The following is a 21,411-nucleotide window of genomic DNA, read 5'->3' as shown; positions in this document are numbered from 1 at the left end:
AGAGCACACTGATTATCAAGCTTCAGGCACACAACCCTCCGGCAAGGGGATCTGTGGATGCAGACTTTGTGGGATCAAGCGCTTTCACAGGCGCTTGTCACAAAATCGAGCGGTCTATAGTTCCAAGGATCAATCGACAGGAGCAGACGATGCGCCAGATCATGCAAAAAGAACCCTGGTGGGCCTCGCCGCCCAAGCCCGGGCAGGATGAAAGCGAGCTGGAATGGGGCTGGCTGGTGATCTACAGCGAAGGCGAGCCGCGCTTCGAGTTCATCAAGGAACGCCCATCGGACGAACAGATCCGCCAGCGCAAGGGTTGTCGCGTCACCCTCGGGTCAGAATGAGCCGGCCCGTCACGGCTTGATGTCCGGCAATGCCACCGCGCGATTGGCCAGCTCCGCCTCCACCAGGTTGCCTTCTATTTCCTCGTCCAGGTAGTACACCGGTGCCATCACCCCGCTGAGGGGGTGCTTGAGCGACTTGAACCACGCCTCATCGAACGCAGCGCTCAGGCTTTTGCGGATTTCTGCCTCCATTTCCGGCCGCTCGCCCTCGTGGATGATCGCGCGAATACCCGCCACACCCACCGAGATCAACGCCCCGGCCGCCTTCCCGGCGACCGCCGCCGCCGCGCCGGTCGCTCCGCGTGTGGCAAATTGCGCCTCGATTTTTTCGCTGGTGTGTTGCGCCACCGTTGCGATCACCGCCTCTGAGGGCCCGGCACCTGTGGCAGCGGCCTTGTTGATGTGATCGATCAGGGCCGCATAAGCTGGCAGCGTGTTCAGCGGTTCGGTATGCACCACCTCGTACAACGACGCGTTACGCGCCGCCGGCGGCCCCAGGTTGATGGCAGGAATGCCGTGGAGGCGCCGGTTCATCAGTTCGTTCGGGATTCGATGCCGCAGGGCGATGACCTGGACCTGCTGATTGAGCTGGCGTATGTAGTAGTCCGTCGCGGCAGCCCTGATCGCCTCGGGATCAATTTCCACCGCCACCGGTTCCAGTACCCGCTCGCGATATTGTTCTTGCAGGTAAACCGCCAGGCGCCTGGCCGAGGAATCCTCCTCAGCCTTGGCACTGGCGGCATACCAGCTGACCTTCACCGCCAGCCATTCCTGGGTCCAATAGCTGCTGAACCAGGGGATGAACTCAGCCTCGGTGCGTTCATAGACCAACACACGCCAATGTTCCATCGACCCGCGGGCGTAGAGCCCCGCCTTTTCGATAGCGCTCTTCGATGCTGCGATGATCTGCTGGTCCACCTGTCGCCAAGTGGCCTGGTCAATCGTCACCGTGGCAACCTGTTGACCGCGCTGCGGCGTGGCGCACCCCGCCAGAACGAGCAAAACGGCCAGCACCAGCGAACGCAGCACGATCGCGCCACCCCGGATTCAGGTCACCCATGGGGTTGAGTATAGGTCGCGAGAACAGTAAAACCTGTGGAGGCAAAAACCTATGGGAGCAAACCTGTGGGAGCAAAGCTTGCTCCCACAGGTGTCATCTCGCAGTTTGCGAGTATCCTTTGTCGATCCCTAGACCTTGCAGGGCTTTGATGACCAGGCTCCTCGAACGTCTTCGCCAATGGGCCAGGACCCTGAAACGCCAGACCATGACGCTGTGGTTCTGCTATCGCCATCCGCAGACGCCCTGGCTGCCCAAATGGATCGCCATTATCGTGGTGGCGTATGCCCTGAGCCCCATTGACCTGATCCCGGATTTCATCCCGGTATTGGGTTATCTGGATGATGTGATCTTGTTGCCCCTGGGGATCTGGTTGGCGCTTCGCCTGATGCCGCTCGCAGTGCTCGCAGAATGTGCAGACAAGGCCCGGCAATGGCGGGAAAACGATGGCCAGCGCCCGGTGAACAAGCTAGCGGCGGCGTTGATTGTGCTGGCCTGGATAGCGACACTGGCAGGTACCTGGTTCATGTTCTACGGCGGTCCCGTCAATACCGGCTGAAACCATGCATTCGGTTCAGGGGGGCTCAGCCCAGCGCCGTGTCGAGAAACATCATCACCGCAAACCCCATCATCAGCCCCAGAGTGGCCGGTGTTTCATGGCCGTTGCGGTGGGTTTCGGGAATCACTTCGTGGGATACCACGAAAATCATCGCCCCCGCCGCCAACCCCAGGCTGATGGGGTACGCGACGGCGACGCCCGATGACATGCCCAGGCCGATCACCGCGCCCAGTGGCTCCATCAACCCCGAGCCGACCGCGATGAGCGCGGCACGCAAGGTGCTGATACCGGTAACCCGCAGCGCCATGGCAATGGCCAGGCCTTCGGGGATGTCCTGGATAGCGATGGCGGTGGTCAGGGGCAGGCCGACCTTGAAGTCGCCGTCGGCAAAACTGACGCCGATGGCCATGCCCTCCGGCAAGTTGTGCAAGGTGATGGCAAGCACGAACAGCCAGACGCGATTGATACGTTCGGCCTGGGGCCCACGCCGGCCACTGAGTTCGTGCTCGTGCGGCACGAAACGGTCCAGGCCGATCATCAGGGCGACGCCCAGGCCCAGGCCGACCACGACGACAAACGCGGCAAGCAACTGATTGCCGCAGATGACCTGTGCCGCTTCGATGCCCGGCAGGATCAATGAGAACGAACTGGCGGCGAGCATCATGCCGGCGGCAAAACCCAGCATGATGTCCTGGGTACGCGAGGCGATATCGCGCAGCACCACTGCCATCAACGCACCCAGGGCGGTGGCGGCAAAGCCCGAGGTACCGCCCAGCACGGCGTAGCCCAGGTTTTGACGATTGGCGCCAACCAGGGCGTTGTAGCCACTGTAGAGCAGCAACGCGGCCACCAACGCCAGCCCGAGCCAGAACGTTACCCCCAGCAACAGGTTGTCTTGCACGGGGTTGAGCCAGGTGCGCCAGGGCGATCGACTCCGGGAGGTGGGTTGGTCCATCGAAGGTCCTTACGGGTGTTGACCAAAACATGGCTGATCGTGCTCCTAAACGGTGGCAACGATCAAACATAATATCCAGGCAAGGAAGCGCCGCCCTCGCCGTTTTTTATAGTCGGAGGAAGTAACAGGATGATTTATCTTTTATTCAATAACGAGACGAACGGTGATTAACTCACCAATTAACCGATATTTTTAACGAACAAAGCGAAAAGACTGTAAAGCCCGGCAGTAGTTTAAACCCGGCAAACTCGGCTATATAAACCAATGAGGCCCCATGCCATGGGCACGGGGCTTGCCATGTCAGCGGGCATTATGAATCACGGCCGCCGCCGCGGCTGTTCTCACCGCCTTTTCTACCCGCTTCGGAGGCTTTCTCCCGGTCGTTGGCAAAGTTGCCGCCCGAGGCCTGGCCACCTTTGCGGCCGGCTTCCGAAGCCCGCTCAGGGTCGTTGGCAAAATTACCGCCAGAGGCCTGCCCGCCTTTGCGGCCGGCTTCTGCGGCACGCCCAGGGTCGTTGGCAAAATTACCACCCGATGCCTGCCCTCCCTTGCGCCCGGCCTCGGATGCACGCTCAGGATTATTGGCGAAGTTACCACCTGATGCATGGCCGCCCTTTTTCCCGGCTGCCGATGCCTTTTCACGATCGTTAGCGAAATTGCCAGGATTGTTATTTCCTGTGTTAGCCATTTCATTCACCTCGTTTAGTTGATGTCAACGAGTCTTGCTGACTCGTCTTATTCGGAAAACATGACGCCGCCAAGGTTTTAAGGAAACGTTGTAAACGGCGACGAATGGTCAATGCTCGATTTATATTGCCGCCGCCATGATCTTTATTGCATCAGGCTATTAAACAGGTCGAGGCTGAAACTCCCACATGGGGGGGGGAAAACAGTGCGTGTCTTTCCACGCTGTCCGCCAAAGGCCAAGTGGCGCCGGCACCCCATTGCACCGGTCTCGTCACCCTGGCCTCGCGCCGTTCCAGGAAGCCAAAACTCGCGGGCTGCCGGTGTTGTCCTGCACCACCGCACTGACCGGCTTGCGGCGTCCGGATACCCTGTCGCCGATACCCGGATTCAAGAATGCTCAGGGTGAAATCGGATCGCTCGCCGGAAACGTTTCCTCCAGCGCGTCGTCCAGTTGGTTATCGGTGACATTCCGCTCACCCACCTTGCCACTGCGTTCGCAATGGCAGTCGGGGGCCGGACACGGCTCACCGTTGGGATGTTGTTCGGCACACGCCTGGCTGCAATAAGCCTCGCCGTCGTGGTTGAACATCCGTTGCGGATCCACCTCGCATTGGCAATCGGGGCAACCGCACTTTAGTTTGCTCATGCTCTTTCTCCCTAAGTAATAAGTCGAAGGCGCCGTCAGGAAGAGCCCACCATCAACAGGACCTCAAGGTTGGCCGTCGCCACACCGTGGTTTGCCACATACACATCGGCGGTCCAGCCCTTGGTCTGGTTGTGATAGGACTGAGTGCCCAAGGCCGTGCCGCTGTCCCACTCCAGGATGTCGCCAATATCGATGTCATTGGCCGAACGCAGCGCTAGCACGGTATGGCCGTGCTCCTGCCCCACGTACACACCCACCATTGCGCGCGGTCGATTGATGGCCCGTACTTCACCGATGGTCTGTTTCATAAGCCTCCCCTGCGACAGGTTCAGAGCGACCGAAACAACCCGATTGCTCTTTCGCACATAAGTGTGGAGGCCCCTCCTGCAAGGAAAGTTTGCAGAACAGCGCCGCTGAGCGACGAAAGGCGTGACGCAGGCCCCGTGCTCGACAGTGCTACCCTCAACGAATCCAGGCCCACGGAGAAACACCCATGCCGGACGATTTCCATCGCGAACCGCTCGATCAGTTGCAGGCGTACCTGGCCGGACGCCGCTTCCTGGTGCTCACCGGTGCTGGCATCAGCACCCCTTCGGGCATCCCCGACTACCGCGACAGCGACGGTGTACGCCGGGGTCGACAGCCGATGATGTATCAGGAGTTCCTCGCCCAGGCCGAGGCAAGACGGCGCTACTGGGCGCGGGCGATGCTGGGCTGGCCACGGGTGCGGCAGGCCAGGCCGAACGCAGCTCACGAGGCCTTGGCCCAATTGCAGGCACGGCAGCGCATCACCGGCCTGATTACCCAGAATGTCGACACCCTGCATGACCAGGCCGGCAGCCAGGACGTCATCGAACTGCACGGCAGCCTGCATCGCGTGCTGTGCCTGGATTGCGGCCAGCGCAGCGAACGACAGCAGATTCAACAGTTGATGGAAACCGAAAACCCTTACCTGGCCGGTGTCGATGCGGTGCAGGCACCCGATGGCGACACCCTGCTCGACCCGGCCTTCGAGGCGCGCTTCCAAGTGCCTCGCTGCCCTCATTGCGGCGGCGAGCGATTGAAACCCGACGTAGTGTTTTTCGGCGAGAACGTCGCCCCCCTCACCGCGACCCGCGCCGTGCAAGCCGTCGAGCAAGCGGACGGCCTGCTCGTGGTGGGCTCGTCGCTGATGGCGTATTCGGCATTTCGCCTGTGCCGGGCCATCAAGGACCAGGGCAAGCCGCTGCTGGCGATCAACCGAGGCAAGACCCGGGCCGATGAGCTGCTGGACCTCAAGCTTGAAGAGCCGTGTGAGCAACTGTTGCCACTGTTGATCTGACACCACGCCATACCCTGTGGGAGCGAGCTTGCTCGCTCCCACAGGATCAGTGGTAGCCTGCGGTCAATGTGCCCAAATCCTGATCCCTGAGCGTATCGAACAACGCCTGCGCCGCCGCCGACAGTTCATGCCCCGGCTTGGTCAGCACCCCGATGGCCCGTTCGATCACCGGATCGCTCAAGGTGATGCAGCGGGCGCCCAGCTCATGCATCTGCCCGACGCACAGCGCCGGCACGGCACTCACCCCCAGCCCGCTGGCGACCATCCGCCCGACGGTCGCCAATTGGTGGCTCTCGAACTCCACAGGCAGTTTCATGTCCCGGGCCCGCAGATGCTCCTCCAGCATCACCCGTACGGTGGAGGGCCGTTGCAGCGTGATGAAGGGCTGTTCCAGCAGGGTTTCCCAGTGGATTTCGTCGCGCAGGGCAAACGGTGAGTCCAACGGCACTACCGCGACGAAGCGATCCAGATACAAGGGCGTGAACGCCAGTGACGAACCCTGCATCGGCTCGAACGCCACACCCAATTCGACATGACGATCGCGGACCATTTCCAGTACTTGCTCGTTGATCACGTCGTTGACCGTGACGTTGACATTCGGATAGCGGGCGCGGAAGGTCTTGAGGATCGGCGGCAGCAGGTTGCCGGCAAACGACGGCATCGCCGCCAACGTCACGCGGCCACGCTGCAAGGTGAAGCGCTGGCGCATTTCGTCCTCGGCGTTGTCCCAGTCGGCAATCAGCCGTCGGGCCAGTGGCAGCAAGGATTCGCCTTCGGGGGTCAGCGCCACGTTACGGGTATTACGGCTGAACAAGCGACCGCCGAGGCCTTCTTCCAGGGCCTTGATGGTCAGGCTCAGGGCCGACTGGGACAGGTGCAACCGCTCGCAGGCCACGGCAAAGCTCAGACTCTGGGCCACGGCGAGGAAGGCGCGGATTTGCTTGAGGGTCATGCTCGCTACGCTCCAAGGTCTATTGTTGAGTTTTATCAATCAATCCAACCTAAAAATCAACTTAACAAATATATGACTTGGCGCAACACTGCATCCCATTGCGACCCCATCAAGAATAAAAGAGGTGTCTATGGCAGGTTTCGACAAACGCGTGAGCTCTTATGAGGAAGCGCTGGAAGGCTTGAAGGACGGCATGACCGTCATCGCCGGCGGCTTCGGCCTGTGCGGGATCCCGGAAAACCTGATCGCCGAGATCAAGCGCAAGGGCATCCGCGACCTCACCGTAGTGTCCAATAACTGCGGCGTCGACGGCTTCGGCCTCGGCGTGCTGCTGGAAGACCGGCAGATCCGCAAGGTGGTCGCCTCCTACGTGGGCGAAAACGCCCTGTTCGAGAAGCAACTGCTCAGCGGTGAAATCGAAGTCGTACTTACCCCCCAAGGCACCCTCGCGGAAAAAATGCGCGCCGGCGGCGCAGGCATCCCGGCGTTCTTCACCGCCACCGGCGTCGGCACCCCGGTGGCCGAAGGCAAGGAAGTGCGTGAATTCCATGGTCGCCAGTACCTGATGGAAGAATCCATCACCGGCGACTTCGCCATCGTCAAAGGCTGGAAGGCCGATCATTTCGGCAACGTGATCTATCGCCACACCGCCCAGAACTTCAATCCACTGGCCGCCACGGCGGGCAAGATCACGGTGGTGGAAGTCGAAGAAATCGTCGAACCCGGCGAGCTGGACCCGACGCAGATCCACACCCCTGGCATCTACGTCGACCGGGTCATTTGCGGCACGTTCGAAAAACGCATCGAACAGCGCACCGTGCGTAAGTGATCCCCTGCCCCCGGCCCGAATGAAGGAATAACAACATGGCACTTTCCCGCGAACAAATGGCTCAACGCGTCGCCCGCGAAATGCAGGACGGCTACTACGTGAACCTGGGCATCGGCATTCCGACCCTGGTCGCCAACTACATTCCCGAAGGCATGGAAGTCATGCTGCAATCGGAAAACGGCCTGCTCGGCATGGGTGCGTTTCCCACCGAAGCCGAAGTCGATGCCGACATGATCAACGCCGGCAAGCAGACCGTCACCGCGCGCATTGGCGCGTCGATCTTCTCTTCGGCCGAATCGTTTGCCATGATCCGTGGCGGGCATATCGACCTGACCGTGCTCGGCGCGTTCGAGGTGGACGTGGAAGGCAATATTGCCTCGTGGATGATCCCCGGCAAGCTGGTCAAGGGCATGGGCGGCGCGATGGACCTGGTGGCCGGTGCCGAGAACATCATCGTCACCATGACCCATGCGTCCAAGGACGGCGAGTCGAAACTGCTGCCGCGTTGCAGCCTGCCGCTGACCGGCGCCGGTTGCATCAAGCGGGTGTTGACCGACCTGGCCTACCTGGAAATCCAGGACGGCGCCTTCATCCTGAAAGAACGTGCCCCGGGCGTCAGCGTCGAGGAAATCGTCGCCAAGACCGCCGGCAAATTGATCGTGCCGGACCACGTGCCTGAAATGCAGTTCGCTGCCCAGTGAGGAGAGATTCGATGCAAGAAGTCGTGATTGTCGCCGCTACCCGTACCGCCATCGGCAGTTTCCAGGGTTCGCTGGCTTCCATTCCCGCGCCGGAACTCGGTGCCGCGGTGATTCGTCGCCTGTTGGAACAGACCGGTTTGTCGGGCGAACAGGTCGATGAAGTGATTCTTGGCCAGGTGCTGACCGCAGGATCCGGGCAAAACCCGGCTCGCCAGGCGGCGATCCTGGCCGGCCTGCCTCATGCGGTGCCGGCGCTGACCCTGAACAAGGTCTGCGGTTCGGGACTCAAGGCGTTGCACCTGGGCGCCCAGGCGATCCGCTGTGGCGACGCCGACGTCATCATCGCCGGCGGCATGGAGAACATGAGCCTGGCCCCGTACGTGTTGCCGGCCGCCCGCACCGGCCTGCGCATGGGCCACGCGAAGATGATCGACAGCATGATCACCGACGGCCTGTGGGATGCCTTCAACGATTACCACATGGGCATCACCGCCGAGAACCTGGTGGACAAGTACGGCATCAGCCGCGAGGAGCAGGACGCTTTCTCTGCCGCGTCCCAGCAGAAGGCTGTCGCCGCCATCGAGGGCGGTCGGTTCGCCGATGAGATCACGCCGATCCTGATTCCCCAGCGCAAAGGCGATCCTGTGGCGTTCGCCACCGACGAACAGCCGCGCGCCGGGACGACCGCCGAATCCTTGGGCAAGCTCAAGCCTGCCTTCAAGAAGGACGGCAGCGTCACCGCGGGCAACGCGTCCTCGCTCAACGATGGCGCCGCTGCGGTGATCCTGATGAGCGCGGAAAAAGCCAAGGCCCTGGGCCTGCCCGTGCTGGCGAAAATCAGTGCCTACGCCAATGCCGGCGTCGACCCGGCCATCATGGGCATTGGCCCGGTCTCGGCTACCCGCCGCTGCCTGGACAAGGCTGGCTGGTCGCTGGATCAACTGGACCTGGTCGAAGCCAACGAAGCCTTCGCCGCCCAATCGCTGGCCGTGGCCCGGGAACTGAAATGGGACATGGACAAGGTCAACGTCAACGGCGGCGCCATCGCCCTGGGCCACCCTATCGGCGCATCGGGGTGCCGAGTCCTGGTGTCGCTGCTGCATGAAATGATCAAGCGCGACGCCAAGAAAGGCCTCGCGACACTGTGCATCGGCGGCGGCCAAGGCGTGGCCCTGGCGCTGGAACGGGCATAACCGATACAGGTTCAACGGTGGTTGCGCGGACCCACGAATATCCGCACAACCACTGGCACCACCACCGGCGCAACCTCGGTTGCGCCGGTTTTTTTTGCCTGCTGTTTTGCGCATGGCCTACCGACCTCATCGCGAGCAAGCTCGCTCCCACAGTGGATCTGTGGTGTTCTGGGATTCTGTGCCCACCGCCAATCCCCTGTGGGAGCGAGCTTGCTCGCGATGGCGGTGGGTCAGGCGACGATGAGCCGTCAGGAACCTGCGCCAAACCGGTCGCGGCTGTTGGTCAGGTGCAGCCACATGGCGGCGCGGGCGGCGTCCGGGTCCTGGCGTTTGATGGCGTTGAAGATCGCCTCATGCTCGAGGTTGGCCAGTTGTGCCAGCTTGCCCAGGTCCGCCTGGCCGCGTTCGGCCACGTTCACTCGGGTCCTGGGGATCATAGCACTGCCCAGGTGCTGCATGATTTCAACAAAACAGGCGTTGTCCGTGGCTTCGGCGATGAGCAGATGGAAGCGCCGGTCGGCCTCGACACAGCTGTCATTGTTGCTGGACAACCGCTGATAGTCAGCCAGCGCCTGGCGCATCTGCTGCAACTGGTGTTCGCTGCGGCGCTGGGCCGCCAATGCCACCGCCTGGGTTTCCAGGCCCAGGCGCAGCTCCAGGATTGCCCGCACCCCTGCCGCAGTGTCGACATTGAGCCGCAACCCCGGCTCGCCGGTTTGCGCCAGCACAAAGGTGCCGATGCCGTGGCGGGTCTCCACCAGCCCCGAAGCCTGCAACTTGGAAATCGCCTCGCGCACCACGGTCCGGCTGACGCCATGCTCGCGAACGATGGCACCTTCCGATGGCAGTTTTTCCCCGGGTTTCAACTGTCCCAGCAAGATGCTCTGGCTCAGCTTCGCCACCAGGTCATGGGCCAGGTTATGGGTACGCTTGCGCAGCGGCGCTTCGGTGTCTTGCATCGCCAGGGTTCCTCGAAAACAGGCTGGTCGATCCTACCATCAGCAGGCTTGAGAGTGAGCATTACAGAACGCCCAACTTGTATGACAACACACCGCGCCTGGCGATTAACTTCGAAAATCAACGCCCATAAAAGCTCGACCTCTATCGCACCGTGCGCCCTGCACACCGTCAAAAACCTCAACGACACCCAATAAATACAGCATTAAAAAGTCTGACCGCCCATCCAATCGCGCTAAAAAATATCTTGTCACTCAAAAAAATCAAGTTGTATGATGTCTATCAACATCGGCACCTGCACGATGCCCCGCATAAAAATAACGAGTGGGAGAAAAACCAGTGAACACATCCAGCCTCAAGGCGAATGCCGGAGCGGATCCGGTGCTGCTGTCGGCCATCGCCAAGGTCAAGCGCCACATCCTGCCGCTGTTCGTCATCATGTTTATCGTCAACTACATCGACCGTGTAAACATCGGCTTCGTGCGCGCCCATATGGAGCACGACCTGGGCATCGGTGCCGCGGCCTACGGCTTTGGCGCCGGCCTGTTCTTCATCGGCTACGCGCTGTTCGAAGTCCCGTCCAACATCCTCTTGCAAAAAATCGGCGCCCGTATCTGGCTGACCCGCATCATGCTCACCTGGGGCCTGGTGGCCGCGGGCATGGCCTTCATCCAGAACGAAACCCACTTCTACATCCTGCGTTTCCTCCTGGGCGTGGCCGAAGCCGGCTTCTTCCCTGGGGTGATCTACTACTTCACCCGCTGGCTGCCGGGTGTCGAACGCGGCAAAGCCATCGCCATCTTCCTCAGCGGTTCGGCGATTGCGTCGCTGATCTCCGGCCCGCTGTCGGGGCTGCTGCTGCAAATCAATGGCCTGGGCATGCACGGCTGGCAGTGGATGTACTTCATCGAAGGGATGTTTTCCGTCGGCCTGTGCGTCTTCGTCTGGTTCTGGCTGGACTCCAAGCCCCACGACGCCAAATGGTTGAGTCGCGAAGAACAAGATGTGCTGGTCAAGACCATCGACGATGAACAGCGCGCACGGGAAGCCGCCTCGCCGATCAAACTGTCCATCGGCCAGTTGCTCAAGGACCGCCAGATCATCCTGTTTTGCCTGATCTACTTCTTCATCCAATTGACGATCTATGCCGCCACGTTCTGGCTGCCGAGCATCATCAAGAAAATGGGCGAACTGAGCGACATCCAGGTCGGGCTGTTCAACTCGATCCCGTGGCTGTTGTCGATCGTCGGCATGTACGCCTTCGCCTCGCTGTCGGCCAAGTGGAAATTCCAGCAGGCCTGGGTCGCCACGGCCCTGTTGATCGCGGCAGCCGGGATGTTCATGTCCACCACCGGCGGGCCGATCTTCGCCTTCGTCGCCATCTGCTTCGCGGCCCTGGGCTTCAAGTCGGCGTCGTCGCTGTTCTGGCCAATTCCCCAGGCTTACCTGGACGCCCGGATCGCCGCCGGGGTGATTGCCCTGATCAACTCGGTGGGCAACCTCGGTGGGTTCGTCGCCCCAACCACGTTCGGCCTGCTGGAACAGAACACCGGCTCGATCCAGGGCGGCCTCTATGGCTTGGCGGCCACCTCGATCATTGCCGCGATCATCGTGTTTGCCGCACGCAACACGCCCAAGCCCAAAGCCGTGACAACCCCAGCCGACCCGGCCGCCAGCCACGTCTGATCATTCGATTGTTCAAGGATAAGTACAGATGAGCACCCCAGAAACCAGCAAAGCCCCGATCATCACCAGCATGCAGATCGTGCCCGTGGCCGGCCATGACGGCATGTTGCTGAACCTCAGCGGCGCCCACGGCCCGTTCTTCACCCGCAACATCGTCATCCTCAAAGACAACGCCGGCCACACCGGCGTGGGCGAAGTGCCCGGTGGCGAGCGCATTCGCCAGACCCTCGAAGACGCCCGTTCGCTGGTGGTCGGCAGCCCCATCGGCACATACCAGAAGATCCTCAACACCGTGCGCCACGCCTTTGCCGACCGCGATGCCGGCGGTCGTGGCCTGCAGACGTTCGACCTGCGCATCACCATCCACGCGGTGACCGGCCTGGAAGCGGCGTTGCTGGACCTGCTCGGCCAACACCTGGACGTACCGGTCGCCGCCCTGCTTGGCGAAGGCCAGCAACGCGATGAAGTGAAGATGCTCGGCTATCTGTTTTACGTCGGCGATCGCCAGCAGACCGACCTGCCCTACCGCAGCGAGCCGGACGCCGACAACGACTGGTTCCGCATCCGCCATGAGAAGGCCCTGGACGCCGACGCCGTGGTCCGCCTGGCCGAAGCGGCACACGCCCGCTATGGTTTCCAGGACTTCAAGCTCAAGGGCGGCGTGCTGCAAGGCGACGCGGAGATCGAAGCGGTTACGGCGCTGGCCGAACGCTTTCCCCAGGCACGCATTACCCTGGACCCGAACGGTGCCTGGTCACTCAAGGAAGCCATTCGTTTGTGCCGCGACCAGCACAAGGTGCTGGCCTACGCCGAAGACCCTTGCGGTGCCGAGAACGGCTACTCCGGCCGCGAAGTCATGGCCGAGTTCCGCCGCGCCACGGGCCTGAAGACCGCCACCAACATGATCGCCACCGACTGGCGCGAGATGGGCCACGCCATCACCTTGCAGTCCGTGGACATTCCCCTGGCCGATCCGCACTTCTGGACCATGCAGGGTTCGGTACGGGTGGCGCAGATGTGCAATGAATGGGGCCTGACCTGGGGCTCGCACTCCAACAACCACTTCGACATTTCCCTGGCGATGTTCACCCACGTGGCCGCTGCCGCACCGGGCGACATCACGGCCATCGACACCCATTGGATCTGGCAGGACGGCCAGCGGCTGACCAAGGCACCGTTGCAGATCCAGGGCGGCTGCGTGCAAGTGCCGAAAAAACCGGGGCTGGGGATTGAGCTGGACACCGACCAACTGGCCAAGGCCCATGAGTTGTACAAGGGCATGGGCCTTGGCGCGCGGGACGATGCGGTGGCGATGCAGTTCCTGATTCCAGGCTGGACGTTCAACAACAAGCGGCCGTGCCTGGTTCGCTGAAGCGAGCAATATCCCTTGTGGGAGCGAGCTTGCTCGCGATTGCGCAGTGTCAGCCTCTATCCAGGTGACTGATCCACCGCCATCGCGAGCAGGCTCGCTCCCACAGGGTTGCACGGCAAGACTCGCGACTAACCCTCCGGCCGCAGGATCAAAACCGCCAACGGCGGCAAGTTGAGTTCCAGCGACAGGGCCTGGCCATGGCTGGGCACCTCTTCGGTGGAGGCACCACCGCCATTGCCATAGTTGGAACCGGCGTAGGTGTCGGCATCGCTGTTGAGCAATTCGACCCAGCGCCCGCCGAACGGCACGCCGACCCGGTAGGCCTCGCGCGGCACCGGTGTGAAGTTGGCGACCACCAGCACCGGCCGGCCCTCCTTGCTCCAGCGCAGCCAGGCGTAGACGCTGTTGAGCGCATCGTCACCAATCAACCACTGGAACCCCTGGGGCGCGTCATCCTGATCGTGCAGCGCCGGCTCTTCGCGATACAGACGGTTCAGATCGCTGACCAGTTTCTGCACGCCACGGTGCTCAGGGTATTGCAGCAGGTACCAGTCCAACTGCTGGTCGTGGTTCCACTCGCGCCATTGGCCGAATTCACAGCCCATGAACAACAGCTTCTTGCCGGGATGCCCCCACATGAAGCTGAGGTAGGCCCTCAGGTTGGCGAATTTCTGCCAGCGGTCACCGGGCATCTTGTCGATCAGCGAGCGTTTGCCGTGAACCACTTCGTCATGGGAAATCGGCAGGACGAAGCGCTCGGACCAGGCATACACCAGGCCGAAGCTCAGTTCGTTGTGGTGATGGGCGCGGTACACCGGGTCTTGCTGGATGTAGTGCAGCGAATCGTGCATCCAGCCCATGTTCCACTTGTAGGCGAAACCCAGGCCGCCCTGCTGGGTGCTCTGGCTGACGCCCGGCCACGCCGTGGATTCTTCGGCGATGACCAGCGCACCGGGGGTTTCCAGCGCCACCACATCGTTGAGGTGCCGCAGGAAATCGATCGCTTCGAGGTTTTCCCGTCCGCCGTGGCGGTTGGGCACCCACTCGCCGGCCTTGCGCGAATAGTCGCGGTACAACATCGAGGCCACGGCATCCACCCGCAGGCCATCGACGTGGAAATGCTTGAGCCAGTGCAGCGCCGACGCCAGCATGAAACCGTGCACTTCGGTGCGGCCCAGGTTGTAGATCAGCGTGTCCCAATCCTGGTGGAAGCCTTCCAGCGGGTTGCCGTATTCGTACAGCGCAGTGCCGTCGAACTGGGCCAGGCCGTGGGTGTCGGTGGGAAAATGCGCCGGCACCCAGTCGAGGATGACGCCGATATTGGCCTGGTGGCAGGAGTTGACGAACGCCGCGAAATCGTCCGGCGAGCCGAAGCGTGCCGTCGGCGCGAATTGCGACAGCGGCTGATAGCCCCAGGAGCCGCCGAACGGGTGCTCCATGATCGGCATCAGCTCGATGTGGGTGAAGCCCAGGTCCTTGACATACGGGATCAGCCGCTCGGCCATTTCATGCCAGTTGTACTGCCGGGCCACCTCCCCCGCCTCGTCGATTTCGCACTGCCAGGAGCCGGCGTGCAATTCGTAGATCGACAGCGGCGCACCCGGGAGATGCCGCTCGCGACGGTGCTGCATCCACTCGTCGTCCTGCCACTCGATCTTCAGGGGTGAGGCGACTCTCGACGCCGTGTCTGGCGGCATCTGCGTGGCCAGGGCCACCGGGTCGGCCTTGAGCGGCAGGATGCCGTGGGCGCCGAGGATTTCATACTTGTAACCTTCGCCGGGGCCCAGCCTGGGAATGAATATCTCCCACACGCCGGACGGATAACGGATGCGCATCGGATGCCGACGCCCGTCCCAGACGTTGAAGTCCCCGACCACCGAAACGCGTCGGGCGTTCGGCGCCCAGACAGCGAACCGCACGCCGTCGATGCCATCGACTGTGGTCAGTTGCGCACCGAGGCAGGAACTGAGGTCGCGGTGATTGCCCTCGCCAAACAGGTAAAGGTCCATCTCTCCCAGCAACGGACCGAAGCTGTAGGGGTCTTCGGCAACTTGCTCACCGCCGGCCCAACGGGTGCGCAGCAAGTACGCCTGGGTACGGTCGAAATGGCCGACGAACAGTCCCGGGGTTGCGGTGGATTGCAGCTCCCCCAGCTCTTCGCCGCCATCGCGGGCCAGCACATGCACGCTCAGGGCTCCGGGCAGATACGCGCGAATGAATTGGCCGCCGGCGTCGTCGCCATGAGGCCCCAGGATGGAAAACGGGTCGTGGTGTTCGGCACGCACCAGCGCGTCGATGTCATGGGGCGCCGGCAGCAACGACTCTTTGGCCTGCCCCTGTGGTTCTTTGTTCGAGACACTCATGATTCTCTCCACTAAATCGGTCCGGCTACGTCGGAAAAGGGTTGCAGCCCACTCAATAACCCGACCAGACCGTGCAACGGCACGGGCAGCCAGGTGGGGCGATTCTCGGCTTCATAGGCCACTTCATAGGCCGCCTTCTCCAGGCCGAACAACGCCAGTGCGGCGTCTTCGCCTTCAGCATCCTTCCACTCATGGGCAAGACTAGCTGCCGCCAGCCGATATGCCTCGACAAATGCCTGGCGAGCCTCTTTCAAATAACGATCGGCGACCCTTTGCCGCGCCGCATCGGCATCGGCCGTGCTGTCGACGGTGTGCAAGTGAATCGCCATGGCCGCCGCGTAATCGAAGGAACGCAACACGCCACTGACGTCTTTATAGGGGCTGTGCTTGCCCCGTCGCTCATGCAATGGCCGCGCCGGCTCACCTTCGAAGTCGATCAGGTAGGCGTCGCCCTTGATCACCAGCACCTGCCCCAGGTGCAGGTCACCGTGGACGCGAATGCGCAAGCCTCCCTCAGCCTTGCCGGCCAGCGTCTGGACATGGGCCAGGACGGTTTTCTTGTGCTCCAGCAAACGTGCGACCATGGCCTGGTCCGCGGGGTTCAATTGGCCCTGGTTCTGTTTGAGCAGGCGCAAGGCGTTTTCCACTTGGGCGGCCACGTCCTTGCCGATGGCCTGGGCTTGCTTGGCGTTGGTAGCCTGCGGCGCGAAGTTCGGGTCGTCGGTGGCCTGGGCCAATACCTGGTGCATTTCCCCCAGGCGCTGGCCGAGCATGCCGGCGAAATCCTTCAGTTCGCCCAGGGCGTTGTAATGCTGCTCCTGTTCGGACACCGCGTCCGCCAGCTCATCGCGCAGGGCGCGTTCGAGGTTGTTCTGGGTCCATTCCCAGGCATCGCCCTGATTGCTCAAGTAGCCCTGGGCGATCATCAGCAGCGCATCTTCACCCTGGGCGTCGCGGCGAACCACCGAACCCAGCAGCGGTGAGATGTTGCTGAAACCGGCGGCGGTCAAGTAGGCGCTCATTTCCAGTTCCGGGTGCACACCCGAGGCGACCTTGCGAATCAGCTTGAGCACGAGGCTGCTGCCCACCACCACCGAACTGTTGGACTGTTCGGCGGACAGGTAGCGCACCTCCGGCTCTTCGCCCAGGTTCAGCGCAGCCAGGCCTTCGGTGGGTTCGAAGCGCAACTCACCTTCGGCGAACGGCAGCACCGTGGCGGCCTGCATGCTGTGCAGCACGGCGCGCACGAAGCTTTCCAGGCTGAATGCATCGGTGATCAAGCCCACCTGACGCACCCGACGTACCCGCGACAACGCCAGTTGCTGCGGCAATGCCGCACCGACCTGATCTTCGGCGAGCAGGCCGAACGGCAGTTGATAACGCAGGGTCTGGCCGCCACTGGTGACATCGATTTCGCTGAGCAGCACGGGGTGCTGCGGGTCACCAAAGCGCACGCCATAGACTATCTCGACCTTCTCGATCGCGCTGTCCTTGCCGGCGAACCAGCGCCGGTTCTGCAACCAGCTCGGCAGGATGGTTTGCTCCAGCGTGGTGCGCGATGGCGTTTCGAGCAATTCTTCCAGGCGTTTTTTCAGCACCAGGGTGGTGAAGTCCGGCAGGCTCTGGGCCGGTTCCACGTGCCAGCTCGGCATCTGGTTCTCGGTTGCCAGGGCAAACCAATAGAAGCCGTACGGCGCCAAGGTCAGCAGGAAGTTCAACTGGCCGATGGGTGGAAAGGCATTGCCGCCGAGCATCTCCACCGGGACCATGCCGGCGTAGGTCGACAGATCCAGTTCAGCAGCCTGGGCGCTGCGGGACACGTTGGCCACGCAGAGGATGATTTCGTGCTTGCCGTCGGGCCCGGTGTATTCGCGGGTATAGGCCAGGATCCGGCGATTGCTCGGCGAGAGCATCTTCAACGTGCCACGGCCAAAGGCCTTGGACTGCTTGCGCACCGCCAGCATGCGCCGGGTCCAGTTGAGCAGCGAGTGCGGGTCGCCGGCCTGAGTCTCGACGTTGACCGACTGGTAGCCGTACTGCGGGTCCATGATCGGCGGCAGCACCAGGCTGGCCGGGTCGGCACGGGAGAAACCGCCGTTGCGGTCGATGGACCACTGCATCGGCGTACGCACGCCATCGCGGTCGCCGAGGTAGATGTTGTCGCCCATGCCGATTTCATCGCCGTAGTACAGCGTTGGCGTGCCAGGCATCGACAGCAGCAGGCTGTTGAGCAACTCGACGCGACGACGGTCGCGCTCCACCAACGGCGCCAGGCGCCGACGAATGCCCAGGTTGATACGCGCCCGACGGTCGGCGGCGTAGTAGTTCCACAGGTAGTCACGCTCCTTGTCGGTGACCATCTCCAGGGTCAACTCATCATGGTTGCGCAGGAAAATCGCCCACTGGCAATTGGCGGGGATCTCCGGGGTCTGGCGCAGGATGTCGGTGATAGGGAAGCGATCTTCCTGGGCCAGCGCCATGTACATGCGCGGCATCAGCGGGAAGTGGAAGGCCATGTGGCATTCGTCACCGTTCATCCCCTGGGCGTCGACATCGCCGAAGTACAACTGGGTGTCCTCCGGCCACTGGTTGGCTTCGGCCAGCAACATGCGGTCGGGGTAGTTGGCGTCGATCTCGGCGCGGATCAGCTTCAGGACGTCATGGGTCTCGGGCAGGTTTTCGTTGTTGGTGCCGTCGCGCTCGATCAGGTACGGGATGGCGTCCAGGCGCAGGCCGTCGATGCCCATGTCCAGCCAGTAGCGCATCACCGACAACACGGCCTTGAGGACCTGCGGGTTATCGAAGTTGAGGTCGGGCTGGTGGGAGTAGAAGCGGTGCCAGAAGTACTGGCCCGCCACCGGGTCCCAGGTCCAGTTGGACTTCTCGGTGTCGAGGAAGATGATGCGCGTGCCGTCGTACTTGTGGTCGTCATCGGACCAGACGTAGAAGTCCCGCGCCTTCGAACCCGGCTTGGCCTTGCGCGCGCGCTGGAACCAGGGGTGCTGGTCCGAGGTGTGGTTGATGACCAGCTCGGTGATCACCCGCAGGTTGCGCTTGTGGGCTTCGGCAATGAACCGCCGCGCATCGGCCATGGTGCCGTAGTCGGGGCTGACGCCGCGGTATTCGGCAATGTCATAACCGTCGTCGCGCCTGGGTGAAGGATAGAACGGCAGCAGCCAGATGGTGTTGACGCCCAGATCGGCGATGTAGTCGAGCTTTTCGATCAAGCCGGGAAAGTCACCGATCCCGTCGTTATTGGAGTCGAAATAGGATTTTACGTGGACCTGATAGATCACCGCGTCCTTGTACCAGAGCGGGTCTTTGATAAAGGTGGCAGACCGGGGTTTCTTCGCCATTTGCAACTCCTGATGAATTCAATAAAGCCGCGGGATACAGGCTTGTGAGGTCTTTTTGTGTTGTGAGGCCTGCGCTTTGTGGGAGCAAAGCTTGCTCGCGATGCAGGCACCTCGATTCCTCAGGGAGACCGCGCCCTCTTCATCGCGGGCAAGCCTTGCTCCCACAGCATCACGCCACGCTGATCCGCCAAATCCCGAACGGCTGGTACGCCGGGTCAATCCGCATGAACTGGTACTTGCCGTACCAGGTCCAGCGATGTCCATTCATCAGATCCTCGCCCTGGGTCTGGGCGTCGTCGGGCAGGCCCATCTCCCACAGCGGCAACTCAAAACTGGCTTCCTGCGGGTTGTGCGGATCAAGGCTCACCGCCACCAGGATGAAATTGCTGCCGTCGGCGGCGCGCTTGCCGAAATAGAGAATGTTGTCGTTCCAGGCGTTGTAGATTTTCAGGCCCAAGTGGGTATGCAGCGCCGGGTTCTGCCGGCGGATGCGGTTGAGCTGGGCGATCTCGGCAATGATGTTGCCCGGCGCGGTGAAGTCCCGGGGGCGGATCTCGTATTTCTCCGAATCGAGGTATTCCTCCTTGCCCGGCACCGGTGCCGACTCACACAGCTCGAAGCCCGAATACATGCCCCACAGGCCTGAGCCCATGGTTGCCAGGGCCGCGCGGATCAAAAAACCGGCACGCCCCGACTCATGGAGAAAGGCCGGGTTGATGTCCGGCGTGTTGACGAAAAAATTCGGCCGGTAGCATTCACGCCACGGCGATTCATTGAGCTCACTGAAGTAGGTCGCCAGCTCAGCCTTGGTGTTGCGCCAGGTGAAATAGGTGTAGCTCTGGGAGTAACCGACCTTGCCCAGCCGCGCCATCATGGCCGGCGTAGTGAACGCTTCAGCCAGGAAGATCACTTCAGGATATTGCGCCCGCACATCGGCGATCAGCCATTGCCAGAACGGCAACGGTTTAGTGTGAGGGTTGTCGACGCGGAATATCTTCACGCCTTCCTTGACCCAGCCCACCACGATGTCCCGCAGCTCCGTCCACAGGCTGGGAATCGCATCGGCCGCGTAGAAATCAACGTTGACGATGTCCTGGTATTTCTTCGGCGGGTTTTCCGCATATTTGATCGTGCCGTCCGGACGCCAGCTGAACCAGCCCGGGTGCTGCTTGAGCCAGGGGTGATCCTGGGAACACTGGATCGCGAAGTCCAGGGCGATCTCCAGGCCGTGGTCAGCGGCCGCCGCCACCAGGCGCCGGAAGTCCTCGCGGCTACCCAATTGCGGGTGAATGGCCTCGTGCCCGCCCTCCTCGCTGCCAATGGCATACGGACTGCCCGGGTCGTCGGGACCGGCAGTGAGGGAATTGTTCGGGCCTTTGCGGAAACTGCGACCGATGGGGTGGATCGGCGGGAAGTACAGCACGTCGAAGCCCATGTCCTGGATCACCGCCAGGCGTGAATGCACGTCGTTGAAAGTGCCGTGGCGCTGGGGATCGTCGGTGATCGATCGGGGAAACAGCTCATACCAGCTGGCAAACTCGGACAGCTTGCGCTCCACATCCAGCGGATACTCGGGGCTGATGCTCAAGTACGGGCGATGATCGGCCCGGGACATCAGATCGGCACTGCGCGGCGCCAGGAACAGCGCCACCTGCTCGGTCGGCAACAAGCCGGAGAGCTCATGGTGCAAGGCCGCCAGTTGCTCGCTCAATTCACCCGTGCTGCGCTCGACGGCCATTTGCACTTGGCTGCGCCCTTCTTGCAGCTCCAGGCTGATCGGCACTCCTGCACCGAATTTCTTCTCCAGCTCGTAGCGAAAACTGGCGAACTGATCGATCCAGGCCTCGATACAAAACACATAGCGGCCTTGTTCCGGCACGTTGAACTGGCCGTGCCAGCCGTTGTTGCCCAGGTCACTCATGACCTCGCTGTTCCACACTTCATCCTGCAGCGCACGCCAGCGAATGCGCACGGCCAGCTTGTCATGACCATCGGCGAAGACTTTGCTGGTCACTGTCACGTCCTGTCCAGCCACGGCCTTGGCGGCGAATTGCCCGCCGTCGATCACCGGCATGGTGCTTTCAATAGCGATACGCGGCAACAGCAAGGCTTGGGACAGCGGCAAATGCGGGTTGTAGGCCAGTTCAGTCGGGTGTTCGGCAGTCATCGAGCATCGCTCCTTTTACGCCCCATGGACGCGCTTGTGGCGGTAAAGGCCCAACGGGTCCCTGAAAAAACTCACTTAAACTCCGAACCGGATCAGCGGCTAAAAGTTCAGAGGGATTTACCCCGATGCATCCCGGGGATCAAAGCCGGTGCAAGGTGGTCAACAACAATAAGCACGACTCAAGCCATGTGCGTCACGGAGACCCGTCCCGATGAACATTCCCATCCCGGCCGAAACACCCGATCCGAACATCGACGACCCCACCT

18 protein-coding genes are annotated in these 21,411 nt (G+C 61.9%); 8 read left to right on the top strand and 10 right to left on the bottom strand.

All coding sequences use genetic code 11. The annotated features are described in order from the left end of the window. The first annotated feature begins 149 nt into the window (after positions 1-149). Positions 150-344: a hypothetical protein gene (locus KGA89_RS28720; protein ID WP_003200134.1), complete on the top strand. Its 195-nt coding sequence runs from the start codon at positions 150-152 to the stop codon at positions 342-344. Positions 345-353: 9 nt separating this feature from the next. On the opposite strand, the gene KGA89_RS28715 is transcribed toward KGA89_RS28720, so the two are convergent. After that, positions 354-1,373, bottom strand: coding sequence for a hypothetical protein (locus KGA89_RS28715; protein WP_223473127.1), 1,020 nt, complete (start codon positions 1,371-1,373; stop codon positions 354-356). Positions 1,374-1,552: 179 nt separating this feature from the next. Between KGA89_RS28715 and KGA89_RS28710 the strand changes: the two genes are divergently transcribed. Next, positions 1,553-1,960 (top strand): YkvA family protein, encoded by a 408-nt coding sequence (locus KGA89_RS28710; protein ID WP_223473126.1) that lies wholly within the window; start codon positions 1,553-1,555, stop codon positions 1,958-1,960. A gap of 25 nt (positions 1,961-1,985) precedes the next feature. Here the strand turns inward: KGA89_RS28710 and KGA89_RS28705 are convergent, their stop codons facing one another. From KGA89_RS28705 to KGA89_RS28690, 4 genes are all read right to left on the bottom strand, one after another. After that, complete coding sequence (locus tag KGA89_RS28705; RefSeq protein ID WP_013692696.1) at positions 1,986-2,915, bottom strand: ZIP family metal transporter; 930 nt, start codon at positions 2,913-2,915, stop codon at positions 1,986-1,988. Positions 2,916-3,225: 310 nt separating this feature from the next. Beyond that, complete coding sequence (locus KGA89_RS28700) at positions 3,226-3,603, bottom strand: general stress protein (protein WP_013692695.1); 378 nt, start codon at positions 3,601-3,603, stop codon at positions 3,226-3,228. 396 nt (positions 3,604-3,999) lie between these two features. Continuing rightward, a complete protein-coding gene (locus KGA89_RS28695; protein ID WP_013692693.1) occupies positions 4,000-4,248 on the bottom strand; it encodes a metallothionein in 249 nt (82 codons plus the stop codon). 35 nt (positions 4,249-4,283) lie between these two features. Then, complete coding sequence (locus KGA89_RS28690) at positions 4,284-4,556, bottom strand: hypothetical protein (protein ID WP_223473125.1); 273 nt, start codon at positions 4,554-4,556, stop codon at positions 4,284-4,286. A 185-nt stretch (positions 4,557-4,741) separates the two neighbouring features. Here KGA89_RS28690 and KGA89_RS28685 point away from each other — a divergent pair, with 185 nt between their 5' ends. Continuing rightward, on the top strand, positions 4,742-5,569 hold the full coding sequence (locus tag KGA89_RS28685) for an NAD-dependent protein deacetylase (protein ID WP_003200121.1): 828 nt from the start codon (positions 4,742-4,744) through the stop codon (positions 5,567-5,569). A 46-nt stretch (positions 5,570-5,615) separates the two neighbouring features. Here KGA89_RS28685 and KGA89_RS28680 read toward each other — a convergent pair whose 3' ends face one another. After that, complete coding sequence (locus tag KGA89_RS28680; protein WP_223473124.1) at positions 5,616-6,521, bottom strand: LysR family transcriptional regulator; 906 nt, start codon at positions 6,519-6,521, stop codon at positions 5,616-5,618. 130 nt (positions 6,522-6,651) lie between these two features. Here KGA89_RS28680 and KGA89_RS28675 point away from each other — a divergent pair, with 130 nt between their 5' ends. Genes KGA89_RS28675 through KGA89_RS28665 form a run of 3 tightly spaced genes read left to right on the top strand, consistent with a single transcriptional unit; the run spans position 6,652 to position 9,244 of the window. After that, positions 6,652-7,350, top strand: a complete 699-nt coding sequence (locus KGA89_RS28675; RefSeq protein WP_003200117.1) for a CoA transferase subunit A — start codon at positions 6,652-6,654, stop codon at positions 7,348-7,350. A 35-nt stretch (positions 7,351-7,385) separates the two neighbouring features. After that, the gene (locus KGA89_RS28670; protein WP_003180355.1) at positions 7,386-8,051 is read left to right on the top strand and encodes a CoA transferase subunit B; all 666 of its coding nucleotides are present in this window, start codon (positions 7,386-7,388) and stop codon (positions 8,049-8,051) included. Between the two features lie 11 nt (positions 8,052-8,062). Next, positions 8,063-9,244: an acetyl-CoA C-acetyltransferase gene (locus KGA89_RS28665; RefSeq protein WP_003200115.1), complete on the top strand. Its 1,182-nt coding sequence runs from the start codon at positions 8,063-8,065 to the stop codon at positions 9,242-9,244. 248 nt (positions 9,245-9,492) lie between these two features. On the opposite strand, the gene KGA89_RS28660 is transcribed toward KGA89_RS28665, so the two are convergent. Beyond that, on the bottom strand, positions 9,493-10,203 hold the full coding sequence (locus KGA89_RS28660) for a FadR/GntR family transcriptional regulator (protein WP_223473123.1): 711 nt from the start codon (positions 10,201-10,203) through the stop codon (positions 9,493-9,495). A gap of 337 nt (positions 10,204-10,540) precedes the next feature. Between KGA89_RS28660 and KGA89_RS28655 the strand changes: the two genes are divergently transcribed. Together KGA89_RS28655 and gudD are read left to right on the top strand one after the other, a co-directional pair. Further along, the gene (locus KGA89_RS28655; RefSeq protein WP_003200111.1) at positions 10,541-11,887 is read left to right on the top strand and encodes an MFS transporter; all 1,347 of its coding nucleotides are present in this window, start codon (positions 10,541-10,543) and stop codon (positions 11,885-11,887) included. 28 nt (positions 11,888-11,915) lie between these two features. Next, on the top strand, positions 11,916-13,259 hold the full coding sequence (gene gudD, locus KGA89_RS28650; RefSeq protein ID WP_223473122.1) for a glucarate dehydratase: 1,344 nt from the start codon (positions 11,916-11,918) through the stop codon (positions 13,257-13,259). Positions 13,260-13,387: 128 nt separating this feature from the next. Here gudD and glgB read toward each other — a convergent pair whose 3' ends face one another. The 3 genes from glgB to KGA89_RS28635 all read right to left on the bottom strand — a co-directional run bounded on the left by glgB (position 13,388) and on the right by KGA89_RS28635 (position 21,145). Next, positions 13,388-15,622, bottom strand: a complete 2,235-nt coding sequence (glgB, locus tag KGA89_RS28645) for a 1,4-alpha-glucan branching protein GlgB (RefSeq protein WP_223473121.1) — start codon at positions 15,620-15,622, stop codon at positions 13,388-13,390. A gap of 11 nt (positions 15,623-15,633) precedes the next feature. Further along, on the bottom strand, positions 15,634-18,978 hold the full coding sequence (gene treS / locus KGA89_RS28640; protein ID WP_223473120.1) for a maltose alpha-D-glucosyltransferase: 3,345 nt from the start codon (positions 18,976-18,978) through the stop codon (positions 15,634-15,636). A 169-nt stretch (positions 18,979-19,147) separates the two neighbouring features. Beyond that, on the bottom strand, positions 19,148-21,145 hold the full coding sequence (locus tag KGA89_RS28635) for an alpha-1,4-glucan--maltose-1-phosphate maltosyltransferase (RefSeq protein ID WP_003200102.1): 1,998 nt from the start codon (positions 21,143-21,145) through the stop codon (positions 19,148-19,150). Positions 21,146-21,411: the final 266 nt, after the last annotated feature.

It is taken from the genome of Pseudomonas sp. A-RE-22, from assembly GCF_019956035.1.
GTDB classification, from domain to species: domain Bacteria; phylum Pseudomonadota; class Gammaproteobacteria; order Pseudomonadales; family Pseudomonadaceae; genus Aquipseudomonas; species Aquipseudomonas brassicacearum.
The sequence above is the reverse complement of the archived record's forward strand: the minus strand, read 5'-3'. Positions and strand labels throughout refer to the sequence as shown.